Annotated in this window: 15 protein-coding genes; 3 read left to right on the forward strand and 12 right to left on the reverse strand. The window is 71.4% G+C overall.

Translation table 11 applies throughout. From position 1 onward, the window contains the following. The 3 genes from G3573_RS13165 to G3573_RS13175 form a co-directional block, all read right to left on the reverse strand. A partial coding sequence (locus G3573_RS13165) for an aminotransferase class IV (protein ID WP_205598241.1) occupies window positions 1-204 on the reverse strand: 204 nt, incomplete at its 3' end. Further along, window positions 201-1,550: an anthranilate synthase component I family protein gene (locus tag G3573_RS13170; RefSeq protein WP_163261628.1), complete on the reverse strand. Its 1,350-nt coding sequence runs from the start codon at window positions 1,548-1,550 to the stop codon at window positions 201-203. The genes G3573_RS13165 and G3573_RS13170, both read right to left, overlap by 4 nt. Window positions 1,551-1,564: 14 nt before the next feature. After that, window positions 1,565-2,344 carry a tyrosine-protein phosphatase gene (locus tag G3573_RS13175; RefSeq protein ID WP_163261630.1) on the reverse strand — a complete coding sequence of 260 codons (780 nt, stop codon included), beginning with the start codon at window positions 2,342-2,344 and terminating at the stop codon, window positions 1,565-1,567. 169 nt (window positions 2,345-2,513) lie between these two features. Between G3573_RS13175 and G3573_RS13180 the strand changes: the two genes are divergently transcribed. Beyond that, window positions 2,514-3,851: an HWE histidine kinase domain-containing protein gene (locus G3573_RS13180; protein WP_163261632.1), complete on the forward strand. Its 1,338-nt coding sequence runs from the start codon at window positions 2,514-2,516 to the stop codon at window positions 3,849-3,851. 6 nt (window positions 3,852-3,857) lie between these two features. Here G3573_RS13180 and G3573_RS13185 read toward each other — a convergent pair whose 3' ends face one another. The 3 genes from G3573_RS13185 to G3573_RS13195 form a co-directional block, all read right to left on the reverse strand. Then, window positions 3,858-4,160 (reverse strand): transcriptional regulator, encoded by a 303-nt coding sequence (locus tag G3573_RS13185; protein ID WP_163261634.1) that lies wholly within the window; start codon window positions 4,158-4,160, stop codon window positions 3,858-3,860. 5 nt (window positions 4,161-4,165) lie between these two features. Continuing rightward, window positions 4,166-4,792 (reverse strand): hypothetical protein, encoded by a 627-nt coding sequence (locus tag G3573_RS13190; protein ID WP_163261636.1) that lies wholly within the window; start codon window positions 4,790-4,792, stop codon window positions 4,166-4,168. 66 nt (window positions 4,793-4,858) lie between these two features. Further along, complete coding sequence (locus G3573_RS13195) at window positions 4,859-6,307, reverse strand: AMP nucleosidase (RefSeq protein WP_163261638.1); 1,449 nt, start codon at window positions 6,305-6,307, stop codon at window positions 4,859-4,861. A gap of 131 nt (window positions 6,308-6,438) precedes the next feature. Here G3573_RS13195 and G3573_RS13200 point away from each other — a divergent pair, with 131 nt between their 5' ends. After that, window positions 6,439-7,668 (forward strand): alpha/beta hydrolase, encoded by a 1,230-nt coding sequence (locus G3573_RS13200; protein ID WP_163261640.1) that lies wholly within the window; start codon window positions 6,439-6,441, stop codon window positions 7,666-7,668. On the opposite strand, the gene G3573_RS13205 is transcribed toward G3573_RS13200, so the two are convergent. The 3 genes from G3573_RS13205 to G3573_RS13215 all read right to left on the reverse strand — a co-directional run bounded on the left by G3573_RS13205 (window position 7,669) and on the right by G3573_RS13215 (window position 10,945). Beyond that, window positions 7,669-8,511, reverse strand: coding sequence for an alpha/beta hydrolase (locus tag G3573_RS13205; protein ID WP_163261642.1), 843 nt, complete (start codon window positions 8,509-8,511; stop codon window positions 7,669-7,671). It abuts the gene before it with no gap. 4 nt (window positions 8,512-8,515) lie between these two features. After that, window positions 8,516-9,817, reverse strand: coding sequence for an MFS transporter (locus tag G3573_RS13210; RefSeq protein ID WP_163261644.1), 1,302 nt, complete (start codon window positions 9,815-9,817; stop codon window positions 8,516-8,518). Between the two features lie 87 nt (window positions 9,818-9,904). Next, complete coding sequence (locus G3573_RS13215; protein ID WP_163261645.1) at window positions 9,905-10,945, reverse strand: ribonucleotide-diphosphate reductase subunit beta; 1,041 nt, start codon at window positions 10,943-10,945, stop codon at window positions 9,905-9,907. 119 nt (window positions 10,946-11,064) lie between these two features. On the opposite strand from G3573_RS13215, the gene G3573_RS13220 reads away from it, so the two are divergent. Then, entirely contained in the window at window positions 11,065-11,718 is a 654-nt protein-coding gene (locus G3573_RS13220) for a glutathione S-transferase family protein (RefSeq protein WP_163261646.1), read from the forward strand. Here G3573_RS13220 and G3573_RS13225 read toward each other — a convergent pair. From G3573_RS13225 to G3573_RS13235, 3 genes are all read right to left on the reverse strand, one after another. Further along, window positions 11,715-12,890, reverse strand: a complete 1,176-nt coding sequence (locus G3573_RS13225; protein ID WP_163261647.1) for a porin — start codon at window positions 12,888-12,890, stop codon at window positions 11,715-11,717. The two genes, G3573_RS13220 and G3573_RS13225, sit on opposite strands and share 4 nt — an antisense overlap. A gap of 24 nt (window positions 12,891-12,914) precedes the next feature. Then, window positions 12,915-13,778, reverse strand: a complete 864-nt coding sequence (locus G3573_RS13230) for a hypothetical protein (protein WP_163261648.1) — start codon at window positions 13,776-13,778, stop codon at window positions 12,915-12,917. 2 nt (window positions 13,779-13,780) lie between these two features. Further along, on the reverse strand, window positions 13,781-14,878 hold a 1,098-nt coding region (locus tag G3573_RS13235; RefSeq protein ID WP_163261649.1), incomplete at its 5' end, for an ABC transporter ATP-binding protein.

Genomic DNA, 14,878 nt, shown 5'->3' on the forward strand with positions numbered 1-14,878 from the left:
GGCCAGCCCCGCGGCCTCGACCGCCGCGAGCGCGGCCGGGGGCAGGGCTTCACGGTCCGGCGCGGGCAGGCCCAGGACCGCGCAGCCGGCGGCCAGGCGATCCGCGTGCGCCTCGAACCGCACCAGCTCGCCCGAGCGCCAGAGCAGGGTCTCGAACAGGCCGTCGCCCAGAAGCAGGCCGCGATCGTCGATCGGTACGCTCATCCGCCCTCCGTCAGCGCCCGGCGCAGGGCGTCGATCTTGGCCTCGGTCTCGCGCCGCTCGGCGGCGGGATCGCTGTCGGCGACGATGCCCGCCCCGGCCGAGGTGCGGAAGCGCCACCCCTCGCGCGTCTCCACGAAGGCGGCGGTGCGGATCAGCACGCTGGAATCGAACGCGCCGTCGAACCCGGCCCAGAACAGCGAGCCGCACCACGGCCCGCGCGGCGGCTCGTGGGCGGCGATCACCTTCATGGCCTGCACCTTCGGCGCGCCGGTGATCGAGCCCGGCGGGAAGGTGGCGGCGAACAGGTCGGCCAGGTCGCGCCCCTCGGCCAGGCGCCCGCGCACGGTGGAGACCAGGTGGTGGACGTTGACGTAGCTCTCCACCCGGAACAGCTCGGGCGCCCCGACCGAGCCGACCGCGCAGACCCGCGCCAGGTCGTTGCGCATCAGGTCGACGATCATCAGGTTCTCGGCCCGGTCCTTCTCGCTGGCCAGCAGGGCGTCGGCCGCCGCCGCGTCAGAGACTGCGTCGGCCCCGCGCGGGGCCGTGCCCTTGATCGGCCGCGCCTCCACCGTCAGCCCGCCGTCCTGCGGCCGCACGCCCAGGAAGCGCTCCGGCGAGTTGGAGACCAGGGCCCGCCCGGGCAGGGCCAGGTAGGCGGCGAAGGGGGCGGGGCTGCCGCTCAGCAGGCGGCGGAAGACGTCGAACGGCACGGCGCCGTCGCGCAAGCGCCCGCGCCAGCTGCGCGCGACGTTGGCCTGGAAGATCTCGCCCGCGCCGATCCGCGCGATCACGTCGGCGACCGCGGCCTCGTAGGCGTCGCCGGAGGCCTCGGTTTCGAACCCCGCCGCCGGGGGCCCGGCTACGCCCGCGGACGCTTCCCCCCTCGCCAGCCATTGGAGCGCTTCGTCCGCGCGCCGTGCGGCCGTCGCCGTGTCCGGACCGCGGCCTACCGAGAGAACCTCGTCGCGCGCGTGATCAAAGGCCAGGACGGCCGGATAGCGGATCAGCTCCAGGTCGGGCCAGTCGGAGTCGCGCGGCAGGTCGACCGGCTCGAACCGCGAGCCCAGCTCGTAGGCCGCCAGGCCCACCACCCCGCCCTGGAACGGCGGACCGTCCAGCGCCGGCGTCCGCGGCCCCAGCAGGTCGCGCAGACGCGCCGTCGGATCGGCCGGATCACCCGCCTCGATCCGCTCCACCCGGTCCGGGTCGAGCGCCAGATAGGACCAGCGCCCCTGCGGACCGCCGTCGGAGATCAGCGCCAGGGTGTAGGGGTGCGCGGCGTACGGGGCGGCGGCCGCGGCCGGATCGCGCCAGGCCGCCCGCCGGATCGCCGTTTCGCGCATGTCGTCCGGCGCGCTCACCCGCAGAGGCGGGCCTCGATGCGCGCGCGCAGCTCGGGCCCGACGCCCAGCACGTCGCGGAGGTAGGCGTCGAGCGAGCCGTGCCGCTCGCGCACCGCCGCGAAGGCCGCGGCCAGGTACTCCGCCTCGACGCCCAGGAAGGCGCGGGTCGCCGCGTCCGAGGGCCGCCGGCCGAAGTTGCGCTCGATCACCGCGGCGACCTCGGGCGCGCGCGCCTCCAGGTTCACCGCCGTGTTGGTCAGCAGGTAGTCCTCCAGCGCGTCCGCCTCGCCCACGCCCGCCAGATGGTGGGTCAGGGCGGCGAGCAGGCCGGTGCGGTCCTTGCCGGCGGCGCAGTGGATCAGCACCGCGCCCTCGGTCTCGGCCAGGGCCGCGAAATAGCGCGTGAACAGGTCCACGTGCCGCGCGTCGAACGGCATGTTCCGATAGGTCTCGGTCATGAAGCCGCGCACGCTGTCGGGCGTCAGGTCGGTCGAGCGCAGGAAGGCGATGTGCGGCGCCTCGCCGAGATCCGCGTCGCGGCTTTCGATCACCCGGCCGGCGAACCCCTGCGGCCGGCGCGAGGGCTGGGCCGCCCGCTCGCTGGCCCGGCGCAGGTCGACCACCACGTCGACGCCCAGCGCGCTGAAGGCGGCGAGGTCGGCGTCGCTGGCCCGAGCATGGTGGCCCGAACGCAACAGTCGCCGCTGTACGAGCCGACGCCCCGCCGCGGTGGCGTAGTCGCCGTAATCCCGGAAATTCTCGACGGCTTCAAAGCCCAGAAGGCGCGTGCTCATGCGCCGTTAGATAGCCGCGCGAGGCGTGCGGCGCGAGTTGAACCTTCAGCTTGTGGCGAAAGCTTCGTTTTCCCCCGGGGGTTGTGCTACAAGCTTGGCGGGGCTGACGCCCTCGGGGCCGGGGATGGACTTGCGAGGGACATTTTCGCGCGTGCTGCCGGCGCGTCCGATGCGGACGGCCGAAGCGGCCGCGGCGATCGCCGCCGCAAGCGGCGTCGCCACCCTTTTGCGCGTCCTGCTCGAACCGATCCTGGACGCCGGCCAGATCATCTATTCGACCTATCTGCCCGTGGTGTTCCTGGGGGCGCTGTGGGCCGGCTGGCGCGGCGGCGCGTTCGCCTACGCCGTGGCCCACCTCTGTGTCTGGGTGTTCCTGGTGCATCCGGACCTCCCGCTGCACGCGCCGGCGACCAACGACGTCACCCGCGGGGCGATCTTCGGCCTGCTGTGCGTGATGATGACCGGCATCGGCCTGCGCATGCGCCTGCTGATCGCCGACGCCGACGCCCGCGAGCGCGAGCTGAGCCGCGCGCAGGCGCGCCAGCGCCTGCTGATCGAGGCGGTCTCGGCGATCATCTTCCGCGCGGGCCCCAACGGCGAACCGCACGAGCCCGAGCGCGGCTGGACCGAATTCACCGGCCGCCCCTGGGTCAACGCCGGCGAACTGGCCTGGAACCGGGCGATCCATCCGGAGGACTGGAAACCCAGCCGTCAGGAATGGGAGCGCTGCCGCGAACTGGGCCAGCCGTTGCGCACCGAACTGCGGCTCTGGAACGGGACGCGCGCCGACTGGTCCTGGGTGAACGTCACCCTGGTCCCGGTCCGCGACGGCGAGCAGGTGATCGAATGGCTGGGCGTGGTGCGCGACGTCCACATCCGGCGCGAGGCGCAGCGGGTGCAGGAGCTGCTGCTGGGCGAGCTCGACCATCGGGTGAAGAACCTGATCCTGGTCATCCAGGCCATCGCGCGCCAGACCGTGCGCGGGGCGCGCGACCTGCCCGGCTTCGAGGAGGTGTTCAACCACCGGCTCGACGCCCTGGCAGCGGCGCACGGCCTGCTCACCCGCGAGCGCTGGAACGGCGCGCGGCTGGGGGATCTGGTCAAGCGGGTGCTGATGTCCTTCGACCTCGACGAGGGCGGCGCGGTGCGCACCGACGGCCCTGACGTGTTCCTGCAGCCCAGCACGACGGTGGCGCTGTCGCTCGCGCTGCACGAGCTGGCCACCAACGCCTCGAAGTACGGCGCCCTGTCGGCCGGGGGCGGAACGGTGGAGCTCACCTGGCGGACCGATCCCAGCGGCCGCTTCCGGCTGACCTGGATCGAGAGCGGCGGCCCGCGGGTGAAGCCGCCGACCCGCAAGGGCTTCGGCACCTTCCTGATCGAGGAGGCGCTGGCCACCGAGACCGGCCGGCGCGTGCAGCTGGATTACGCGCCCGAAGGCCTGCGCTGCGAGATGTGCTTCGATCTCGGCCCCGCCGAAGCCGACCTGGCCGAAGCGGCGGCCTGAGCCGCCCTAACCTTGCCCGGCGACCAGCCGGCTCATGGCCTCGAGGTATTTCACGAAGGCGGTCCGGCCGGTGTCGGTCAACATGGCCCGGGTCAGCGGCTTGCGGCCGGCGAAGCTCTTGTCGATCACGACGTAGCCCGCCTCCTCCAGCTTGCGCAGGTGCACCGAGAGATTGCCGTCGGTGACCTGCAGCCTGGCCTTCAGCTCGTTGAAGTCGGCCGCCTCCGCCCCCGCCAGGAAGGCCATGATCCCGAGCCGCACCCGGCCGTGGATCACCTCGTCGATGTCGTCGATGTCGAACCCTTCCATGGCGCTCACACGATGTCGGAGGGTTCTTTGCGCATCAGCAGCATGCCCGGGACGGCCGCCAGCAGCAGCAGGGCGGCGGCGTAGGCGAGGTACTGCTCCGGCTCGCCGGCGAACCAGGCCATGGCGGGCGCGCCGACGTAGGCGCCGATCGCCACGACATTCAGCCACTTCTGGCCGCTCATCGCCGCCGAGACGCTCCAGCCCAGGCCGTAGAGGGCCAGGATCATCGACGGGAACAGCATCCAGACGAGGTGCGTCTCCAGCCGCCAGTCGGCGACCATGAGAGCGACCCAGAGCGCGAAGATCGCAAAGCCCGCGGCCGACCAGGCCGTGCCGAAGGCGCGGTTGGCCGGGGTCGAGGCGCCCGGCTGGCGCTTCACGCGCCGGGTCAGCACGACCAGGGCGACCACGAAGGCGACCATGGCGAAGCCCCAGACCACGAAGTAGCCCATCGGCCCCACGGCCAGCCGGCCCGTCCCGATCGCCCAGTTGGCGACGCTGGCCCCGGCGAAGATCGCACCGGCGTTGGCCAGGATGGCCCCGCCCAGCAGCGGCGCGCGGCGACCCTCCTCGGCCATCGCCTTCATGAAAGCGATGTCGTCGCGGATGGTCTGGATCTGGTCGTCGGTCATGGATGCTCTCCCCTTGTCGCGAGGAGTAGCTCAAGCACTTTGCGATGTAAAGTCATTTGCCGCTGGTCAGCGGAACGGCGGCTCGTCGAAGGCGCGCAGCTTGCGCGAGTGAAGGCGCGAGCCCTCCTCGCGCAGCAGGTCCACGGTGGCGATGCCGATCTGGATGTGCTCGGAAATCGCCCGCTCGTAGAAGCGGTTGGCCTGGCCGGGCAGCTTGATCTCGCCGTGCAGGGGCTTGTCCGACACGCACAGCAGGGTCCCGTAGGGCACGCGGAAGCGATAGCCCTGGGCCGCGATGGTTGCTGACTCCATGTCGATGGCCACCGCCCGCGACTGCGAGAAGCGCAGCGCCGACAGCGAGTAGCGGAGCTCCCAGTTGCGGTCGTCGGTGGTCACTACCGTGCCGGTGCGTAAGCGCCGCTTGAGGGTGTCGCGGTCCTCGCCGGTGACGATCTCGGCCGCGCCGTGCAGGGCCTGCTGCACCTCGGCGATCGGGGGGATCGGGATCTCCACCGGCAGGATGTCGTCCATCACGTGGTCGTCGCGCAGGTAGGCGTGGGCCAGCACGTAGTCGCCGATGATCTGGCTGGGCCGCAGGCCCCCGCAGTGACCGATCATCAGCCAGGCCTGCGGGCGCAGCACCGCCAGGTGGTCGGTGATGGTCTTGGCGTTGGAGGGCCCCACCCCGATGTTGACCAGGGTCACGCCGCGTCCGCCCGGCGCCATCAGGTGCCAGGCCGGCATCTGGTGACGCCGCCACGCGCCCTCGGCCACCACCCGCTCGGGGTCGGCCGTCTCGGCCGTGACCATGACGCCGCCGGCCCCGGACAGGGCCTCGTACGGGCCGCCCTCGGCCAGCCGCGCGCAGGCCCAGCGCACGAACTCGTCGACATAGCGATGGTAGTTGGTGAACAGCACGTACTGCTGGACATGCTCGGGCGGGGTGCCGGTGTAGTGGCGCAGGCGCGCCAGCGAGAAGTCGGTGCGCAGGCCGTCGAACAGGCCCAGCGGCCGGGGCTCGTCGGGCGCCGGGAACCAGATCCCGTCGGCCACCTCGTCGCCGATGTGGGCCAGTTCGGTGGTCGGGAACCAGCGCGCCAGATCCGAGGTGATCGCCCCGTCCAGCGCGACGTCGCCGCCGTCCAGCACATAGGGGTAGGGAATTTCCTGGCGCGACCGTCCGACCTCGAAGGTGACGTCGTAGTCGCGCTCGAGCAGGCTCAGCTGCTCCATCAGATAGTCGCGGAACAGCTCCGGCCGGGTGACGGTGGAGGCGTAGACGCCGGGCTTGTTCAGCCGGGCGTAGGCGCGGTTCAGCCGGGGGCCGGGGGTCTCGGCCGCGTAGGCGATGCGCAGTTCGGGATAGGAGAACAGGCCCTGGGCCCGGGCGGCCGGATCGGGGCGCTCCCCGCGGTCGAGATAGGCCCGAAGCGCTGATCTCAGGGCGTCGACGGACCGGGCGTACTGGTCCTGGAGGCGGTCCACCGCCGCCTTCGCGTGTGAGTAGTCCGACATTGTCGGAGACTAGAGCGCGTTCGCGACAAGGGGAATCCGTTTTTCAGTCCAGCTGGACGGTTTGGGAACCACTACCGCCCCGAGCCGTTTCAACCGTTGCGCGTGGAGAAGCTTAGCAGGAACCCGGACCAATGGCCGGTACGCCTCTGCCGTATGTGCTGAACCGCGCGGCCGCCGCTCTGTCGCTGGCCGTGCTGGTGACGGGCCTTTGGCTCCTCGCCGACGGCCTGCACGCCCTGCCCCGCACCGACGGCTGGATGGTGCTGGGGGCGGTGATGGTCGGCGCGTCGCTGTTCGGCCGCGCGCCCATCCTGGCCATGTTCCCCAAGGCCGCGCCCCAGGCCGACACGCCCGAGGGCCGGTCCGACGCCGTGGTCGGGGCCGGCGGCGCCCATCTGCATGTCGAGCGCTACGGGCCGGCCGACGGCTGGCCGATCGTGCTGGTGCAGGGCTTCGAGACCGACCGCACGGTCTGGTCGCCGACGGTGTCGGCGCTGGCGGAGCAGTGGCAGGTGCTGGTCTGGGACCAGCCGGGCCTGGGCCGCTCCGAGCGCCCCTACGACGAGATCTACGGCCTGGACCGGGCCGCCGCCGACCTGGCCGCCGTGCTGAAGCTGCTGGAGGGCCGTCCGGCCCTGCTGGTCGGCTGGTCGACCGGCGCTGCCGCGGTGCTGGCCTACTGCCGCGACCATCCGCAGGCGCTGGGCGCCGAGGTCGCCGGCGTGGCCCTGCTCAACCCGACCACCGCGCCGCCCGCCTCCGGGGCCATGGTGCGGGCCGACATGATGCTCGCGCCCGTCATCCAGGTGATGAACTGGGCCGGCTATCTGAACGGCGCCCTGCACCTGGCCGCGCGTACCACCGCGCTGGGCCAGGCCCCCTCGCGCGAAGCGGCTGACGCCGCCGCACGCCAGACCGCCGAGACCTCGCCCTGGGTGCAGGCCAAGGGGGCGCTTGCGCTGCGCGACGCCGACCTGACCGGCATCCTCGCCCGCCTGACCACGCCGACCCTGGCGGTGGCCGGCGGCTACGACGTGGTCGCGCGTCCCGCCGAGGTGCGGGCCCTGGCCAAGGCCCTGCCCGACGGCGAGTTCGTGCTGCTGGAGGAGGTCGGCCACGCCGGCCCTCTGGAGCGGTCCGACCTCTACGCCAAGACCCTCGGCGCCTTTGCGGACAAGGTGTTCGGCCGGCTGGAGCAGCTGGCCCGCCCGCGCCACGCCGACGTGCTGCGCCGCCCCTCGGCCCTGTACGAATTCCGGCCCGAGCCGCGCAATTTCGACGACGGGTTCGAGCCGGTCCCGGTCAAGGACGAGGACGAGCGCCCGTTCGAGGGCTACGGGCCGACGGCCGGGCGGGCCTGATCAGCTCGCCGGCTGCGCCGTCCAGCGGCCGAACAGATCCAGCATGTGCGCCTTGGCCGCCCCGTCCCAGGTCATGATGTGCGCGCAGCCCCGCCGCACCATCATCTCCTTGGGCTCGCCGGCGGCGCGATAGAGCCGCTGCGCCTGGGCCAGCGGGATCTGCTGGTCGGCGTCGCAGTGAACGATGAACACCGGCGCCTTCACGCGCGTGATCCAGTCCTCGCTGCGATACTGGTCCTTCAGCAGCAGGCGGCTGGGCAGAAACGGATAGTAGGTCTCCGCCACGCCCACGATCGAGGCGTAGGGCGAATCCAGCACCACGCCCGCTGCCGGCCGCTCGCCGGCCAGGTGGACCGCGACGCCGGTGCCCAGACTCTCTCCAAACAGGGCGATCTTCGAGCCCGGCGCATGGCCGGCGGCCCAGTCGTAGGCCGCGCGCGCGTCGGTCAGCAGGCCGGTCTCGGTGGGCGAACCCGTCGAGCCGCCATAGCCGCGCCAGTCGACGGCCAGCACGCCGAAGCCGGCCTCGGCCAGGTCGCGCAGCCGGTCTACGCGGCTGCTGAGATTGTAGCCGTTGCCGTGAAGGTAGAGCACCACGCCCTTGGTCGGCGCCGGCGGCTTCCACCAGCCGACCACGGTCTCGCCGTCCGGCGTGGCGATCGCCACCTTCTGAAAGCCGTCCAGGCCGACATCGGCGGGCGCGACGTCGTGCCGGTCGGGGAAGTAGGTCAGCGCGCGCTGGTTCGCGTAGAACCAGCCGCAGACGCCGAGGTAGCCCACCGCGGCCACCGCCGCGGCGATCGCCACGAACTTCACGATCCCGCCCCGCACGGATTTCGCCACGCCCCTACTCCATGATCCGGCTGTGCTTCTTGGTGTCGCGCATGCCGACATAGACGAGCAGCGACAGGGCGATCATGCCGGTGACGTAGCCATAGAACCAGGTCTCGTGGCCGGCCTGCTTGAACCACAGGGCGACGTATTCGGCGGTGCCGCCGAACAGGGCGTTGGCGATGGCGTAGGGAAGGGCCACGCCCAGCGCCCGGATCTCGGTCGGGAACATCTCGGCCTTCACCACCGCGTTCACCGCCGTGTAGCCCGAGGTGATCCCCAGCGCGGCCACAAGCAGGAAGAAGGCCGCCATCGGGTCGCTCGCGCCGCCCAGCGCGCGCAGGATCGGCCAGGTGAACAGGGTCCCCAACACCCCGAAGGCGATCAGCACCGGCCGGCGGCCGACCTTGTCGGAGATCGCGCCCACGACGGGCTGGATCAGCATCATCACCAGCAGGGCCGCGGCGCTGATCTGGCTCGCCTGCTCCTTGCTGAACCCCGCCGTGTTGGCGAGGAACTTCTGGGCGTAGATGGTGAAGGTGTAGAACGACAGGGTGCCGCCGGCGGTCAGGCCGATCACCGTCAGGCTCTCCTTCGGATGGCGCAGCCACAGCCAGTGCGTCCGGCCCCGCTCCTTGCTCTCGACCGCCTTGTACGAGTCGGTCTCGTCGATGCCCCGGCGCAGCCAGAACACCGAGACGGCCAGCAGCCCGCCGATCACGAACGGCACGCGCCAGCCCCAGGCCTGGAGCTCCGCCTTGGGCAGGATCGCCTGCAGCACCAGCAGCACGCCCAACGCGGTCAGCTGGCCGGAGATCAGGGTCATGTACTGGAAGCTGGACCAGAAGCCGCGCCGGTCGCGCCCCGCCATCTCGCTGAGATAGGTCGAGCTGGTGCCGTACTCGCCGCCCAGGCTCAGGCCCTGGACCAACCGCGCCAGGGTCAGGATCACCGGGGCGGCGACCCCGATGCTCGCATAGCCCGGGCAGAAGGCGATGATCAGCGAGCCCGCGCACATCAGGGCCACCGACAGGGTCAGCGACGCCTTGCGGCCGCGCCGGTCGGCGTAGCGGCCCATCAGCCAGGCGCCCACGGGCCGGGCCAGGAAGCCGACGGCGAACACCGCCGCCGCGTTCAGCAGCTGCGCCGTCTGGTCGCCCTTGGGGAAGAACACCCCGGCGAAATAGAGCGCGAAGGCCGAGTAGGCGTACCAGTCGTACCACTCGACCAGATTGCCGGCCGAGCCGCCGAGGATCGAGCGCAGCCGCCGAAGCCCGCCGGTCTCGGTCGCTGATCGCTGGAGTTCCGCCGTCGCCATACGCACGCCCCCCCGGATGCATCTGTCGGGGAGCCTAGTGTCTTTCGCATACGGGTGAAACTTGCGGCGCCGCTGGCGCCGCAAGACTTACTCCGCCGGGACCTGGTCGCCGCGCTTCGACATCATCTTGTCGAACTCGCCCCAGACGCCCTCAGTGCCGTGCCATTGGCCCTTGGTGGCGGCCTTGGAGTACTCGGTGGCGCGCGCTTCGAAGAAGTTGGCGTGCTCCACGCCCGACAGCAGGGCCTGCAGCCAGGGCAGCGGGTTTTCCTTCACGCCGTAGACTTCCGGCAGCTCCAGCTGGCGCAGGCGCCAGTCGGCGATGAAGCGGATGTAGGCCTTGATGTCGTCGGGCGTCATGCCCTGGACCGGACCCTGCTCGAAGGCCAGGTCGATGAACTTGTCCTCGAGGCCGACCACGGTCTTGCACATGTCGACAATGTCGTCGCCGACCGACTTGGTGACCGCGCCGGTCTCCTTGTTGAAGGCGTGGTAGAGCTTGATGATGCCTTCGCAGTGCAGGCTCTCGTCGCGCACCGACCAGCTGACGATCTGGCCCATGCCCTTCATCTTGTTGAAGCGCGGGAAGTTCATCAGCATCGCGAACGACGCGAACAGCTGCAGGCCCTCGGTGAAGCCGCCGAACATGGCCAGCGTGCGGGCGATGTCGGCTGGCGTGTCCATGCCGAAGGTCTGCATGTAGTCATGCTTCGCCTTCATGGCCTCGTATTCCATGAAGGCGGAGAACTCGGCCTCGGGCATGCCGATGGTCTCGAGCAGCAGGGCGTAGGCCGCGATATGGACGGTCTCCATGTTCGCGAACGACGCCAGCATCATCTTCACTTCGGTCGGTTTGAACACCCGGCCGTAGCGTTCCATGTAGTTGTCCGCGACCTCGACGTCCGACTGCGTGAAGAAGCGGAAGATCTGGGTGAGCAGGTTGCGCTCGCCGTCGTTCAGCTTCGCCGCCCAGTCCTTGCAGTCCTCGCCCAGCGGCACCTCTTCGGGCAGCCAGTGGACCTGCTGCTGGCGCTTCCAGAACTCGTAGGCCCACGGATAGCGGAACGGCTTGTACGAATAGCTCGGGGTCAGCAGACCAGGGGTCGGGGCGGTGACCAGGGCGTTCATGGCGGCGAATCCGATTCGTACGGCGGGACGTGCTAGAGATAACGCCGACCGGCCCCGCCCGCTATGGCTCGTGGTGTCACGCCGGTAACCATCAACATCTAGTAGGGGCCTGTGGACAGATGCCCGAACCGTTGAAGCTTTACGGCGCCAAGGGTTCCGGCTCCGTGGCGGTCGAAGCGGCCCTGACCCTCCTGGGTCGCCCTTACGTAATAATAGCCGAGGCGCCGACCTGGACGCAGGCCGGCCGCGAGGCCGTGCGCCCGGTCAATCCGATGGAGCAGCTGCCGGTGTTGATCACCCCGCAGGGCGAGGTGATGACCGAGAGCGCCGCCATCCTGCTCTGGCTGGGCGATCTCGACCCGCAGGCCGGGCTGGCGCCGCCGCCGGACCATCCCGACCGGGCCGCCTACCTGCGCTGGATGGTGTTCGTGCCCGCGGCGATCTACGCCATGTACTACCTGCTCGACGATCCGGCCCGCATGGCCCACGGGGACGCGGCTCAGGACGAGCTGCGCGAGCGCGCCCTGGAGCGGATCAAGTTCTGCTGGAAGGTGATGGAGGCGCAGGTCGATCCCGCCCCGTTCGTCTTCGGGGCGCAGCTGTCCCTGCTGGACGTCTACCTGACCGTGGTTTCGCGCTGGAATCCGCGCCGGCGCTGGTTCTCCGACGCCTGCCCCAAGCTGGCCTCGGTCGCGCGGCGCGTGGACGCTCTGCCCGAGCTGCACGCCCTGTGGGCCGAGCGCATGCCCTTCGAGCCCGGCTGGGACGGCTAGATCGCGAACTGGATGCGCGCCTGCAGGATGTCGGCGATCTGGTCGTCGCCGTCGGAGTCCGGATCGGCCACGGCGTTGATGTACTCGAACATCAAGCGGATCCGGCTGGTCCGCCACCAGGTCACGCCGACCCCGGCGTCGCGCTCGACCCCGCCGCTGACGGTCTTGTCGGTCAGGTCGATCATGCTGTAGCGGGCCCGGATCTCCCAAGCGCCCTTGCTGGTCTTCGGCGTCACCGCGCCGAACAGGCCGGCGCTCTTGCTGTAGCGCCGCTCCTCGCCGGTCGGGATCCAGCTGCCTTCGAGATACCAGCCGTCGAAGTCGGGATCGGGCCGGTTCTCCCGGTCCAGCATCATGCGCACGTACTGGCCCTGGGCCATCAGGTTGCCGCGTCGCCAGCCGAACTCGAGGCTGGCGTTCACGAACTCGTTCACCCCGCGCAGATTGCCGGTGTTGACGAAGCGCACCGGCGACATGTCGGCCTCCGGCTTGGAGTCGATGCGGAAACCGCTGCCGGCGTCGAGGAACCGCCACTCCAGCCCTACGCCGAAGTGCAGGATCTGGTCCTTGGCCAGGTCGGGATCGTAGGTGAACCGGCCGACCAGACTGTCGCCGTTGGTCCCGCGCGCGTCGGTGTCGGAATCGATTGGATCGTTGAAGGCGCCGAAGGTGGCGGTCCAGTTGCGCCCATAGGCCCCCAGCTCGCCGCCGACCGTGTAGCCGGGCGCGAAGGCGTTGGGCAGGGCCCGCTCCAGGAACATGATGCTGTTGGAGCTCTGCAGGTCTTCCATGCTGAAGGCGGGGATGTACTGGCCCAGCCGGACGTCGACCGTGTCGGCCACCTGGTAGCTGGCCCACACGTTGTTCCAGTCGCCGTCGCCGGTGAACTCGTAGTCCACCCGGATGCGGACCTTGTCGCCGAGCTGGCCGGACAGCTCCAGGCGGGCGCGGCGCACCTCGGCGTCGTCGACGAACTCTTCCTCGTCCTCGAACAGCATGCCGTCCAGGTGCAGGCGACCGCCCAGCTCGAACTCGGCCGCGCCGTTCGCCAGGGACAGGGTCAGCCCGTCCTGGCCGAAGCCGAAGCCGTCCTCAGCCCGCGCCGCCCCGGCCATGGCGCAGGTCGACGTCAGGACGAGCGCCACCCACCCTGATCTGCGTCCCCCGGCCATGTCCCCTCTCCTCCCGCGCGCGGCTCAGGCTGAGACGTGCAACGCTTCGAACTCGAACAGGCCGAACACTTGTTCCCCCAGCCCCCATCGCGTGGCCGCCGCCGTGAACGAATGGTCGGCGCCGGGCAGCTCGGTGAAGCTGAACTTTTCCGCATCCAGGCCGCGGCTTTCGGCGGCGGCGCGCATGGCCTCGATCCAGCGCCGGCCGCGCTCAACGCGGTTGCGGCCCTGCAGGCGATCCAGCCGCTTCGACTTGCGCAGCGCCGGATCGCGCTCGACGTCCCGGGCGCCGACGATCACGTGGGCGGGGACCTTCAGGAAGCGCTCCGGCTCGAAGCGGAGCTCCGTGGAGCCGCCCTCGACGCCCAGCCCCCAGGGATAGCGCCGGGCGGGATCGGGCGCGGTGTACCAGCCGGCGGCCCCGACCACCGCGGTCGCCACCCGCTCGGGCCAGGCCATGGCGAAGCGGTGGACGAACTGGCCGCCGCCGGAGAAGCCGAACATGTGCAGCCGCCCGGCGTCCGCGCCGGTGATCCGCGCCACCTCGTCCGCGATGGCGTGCAGCATCAGGTCCGCCCGCAGCAGCCCCGCCCCGCCCGGCAGCAGCTGCTGGTACTGGCCGAAGCGGTCCCGCCGGAACAGCGGCGCGACCAGCACGCAGCCGGTCCGCTCGGCCCAGTCGCGGAAGCGGAAGGCGTGCTCGACCGCGTTGCGGGCGATGCCGTGGACGCTGACCACCATCGGGGCGTCGCGGGCCGGGGCCGTGCGCGGCACGTACAGGAAGTATTCCACCTGCGGGTGCTGCGGCAGGCTCTGTTGGACCACCTTGCCGACCGGCGCGCGCAGGCGGCGGGGCGCGGCGAGCGCATTCACGGGAATGGGGTGCACGGTCACTGCTCGACGGCTCCGGCTAGGGGGACGACGTTGGACGCGGGAACGGGAGACGCCTTGGTTCTGACCTTCGCCCTGGCCTTGGTCAGGGCCTGGCCCCTCACCTCGCCCTTGGCCCGGACCTCGACCAGCCGCCCGCCTTCGAGCCGCCAGACGAAGTCGGCGCGCGCCAGCCAGCTGGGGCGCTGGGTGACCATCAGCACCGTGCCGGGATAGCCCTCGAGGGCGGCGGCGATCGCCTCGGCGACCGGCTCGTCCAGGTTGGCGTCGGCCTCGTCCAGCAGCAGCAGGCGCGGGCGGCCCAGCAGGGCGCGGGCCAGCAGCACGCGCTGGCGTTCGCCCAGCGACAGGTTGCGCCCGCGGTCGGCCACCGCGAACCGCTCGCCCTTCGGCAGGCGCGCGATCAGCTGATCCACGCCGCAAAGGGCCGCGACCCGCTCGACTTCCTCGCGCGAGACGCCCGGGGCGCGATAGCGCAGGTTCTCCGACAGGCTGCCGCGCAGCAGGGGCACGTCGGCGCCGACCAGGGCGACAGCCGAACGCAAGGACCGCGTGGTCACCCGGCGCAGGTCGCGGCCGTCCAGCCGCACCCGGCCGGAGTCCGGATCCATCAGCCGCGTGGCCAGGGCCAGCAGGGTCGACTTGCCCGCCCCGTTGGGGCCGACCAGGGCCACCACCGAGCCGGCCGGCACGCGCGCGCTCAGCCGGCGCACCGCCTTGCGGGCCGAGACCTTCTGGAACACCAGCTCGCCGCGGCCGGGCGTCAGCGGGCGCGCCCGGCGGGTCTGGGCGACCAGCGGGCCCAAGCTCAGCAGGCCGGCGATCTTCTCACGGCAGACCCGGGCCGCGTGCCACAGCTCGAACACCCGCCCGCAGCCGTGCACGGCCGGCGTCAGCAGACCCATCAGGCTCATCGCCGCGACCACCGAGCCCGGCGTCGTGCGCCCGCCGGTGACCTCCAGCGCGCCCACCGCCAGCACGGCGAAACTGGCCAGGCCCATGGTCAGCTGGCTGACCGCGCGCATGCGTCCGGCCGCTCGCGCCCGGCCCAGCGCGGCGCTCCTGAGGCCGGCGGTCTGGCGGGCCAGGCGGCGCAC

Source organism: Caulobacter sp. 17J65-9 (assembly GCF_010975005.1).
Taxonomy (GTDB): Bacteria; Pseudomonadota; Alphaproteobacteria; order Caulobacterales; family Caulobacteraceae; genus 17J80-11.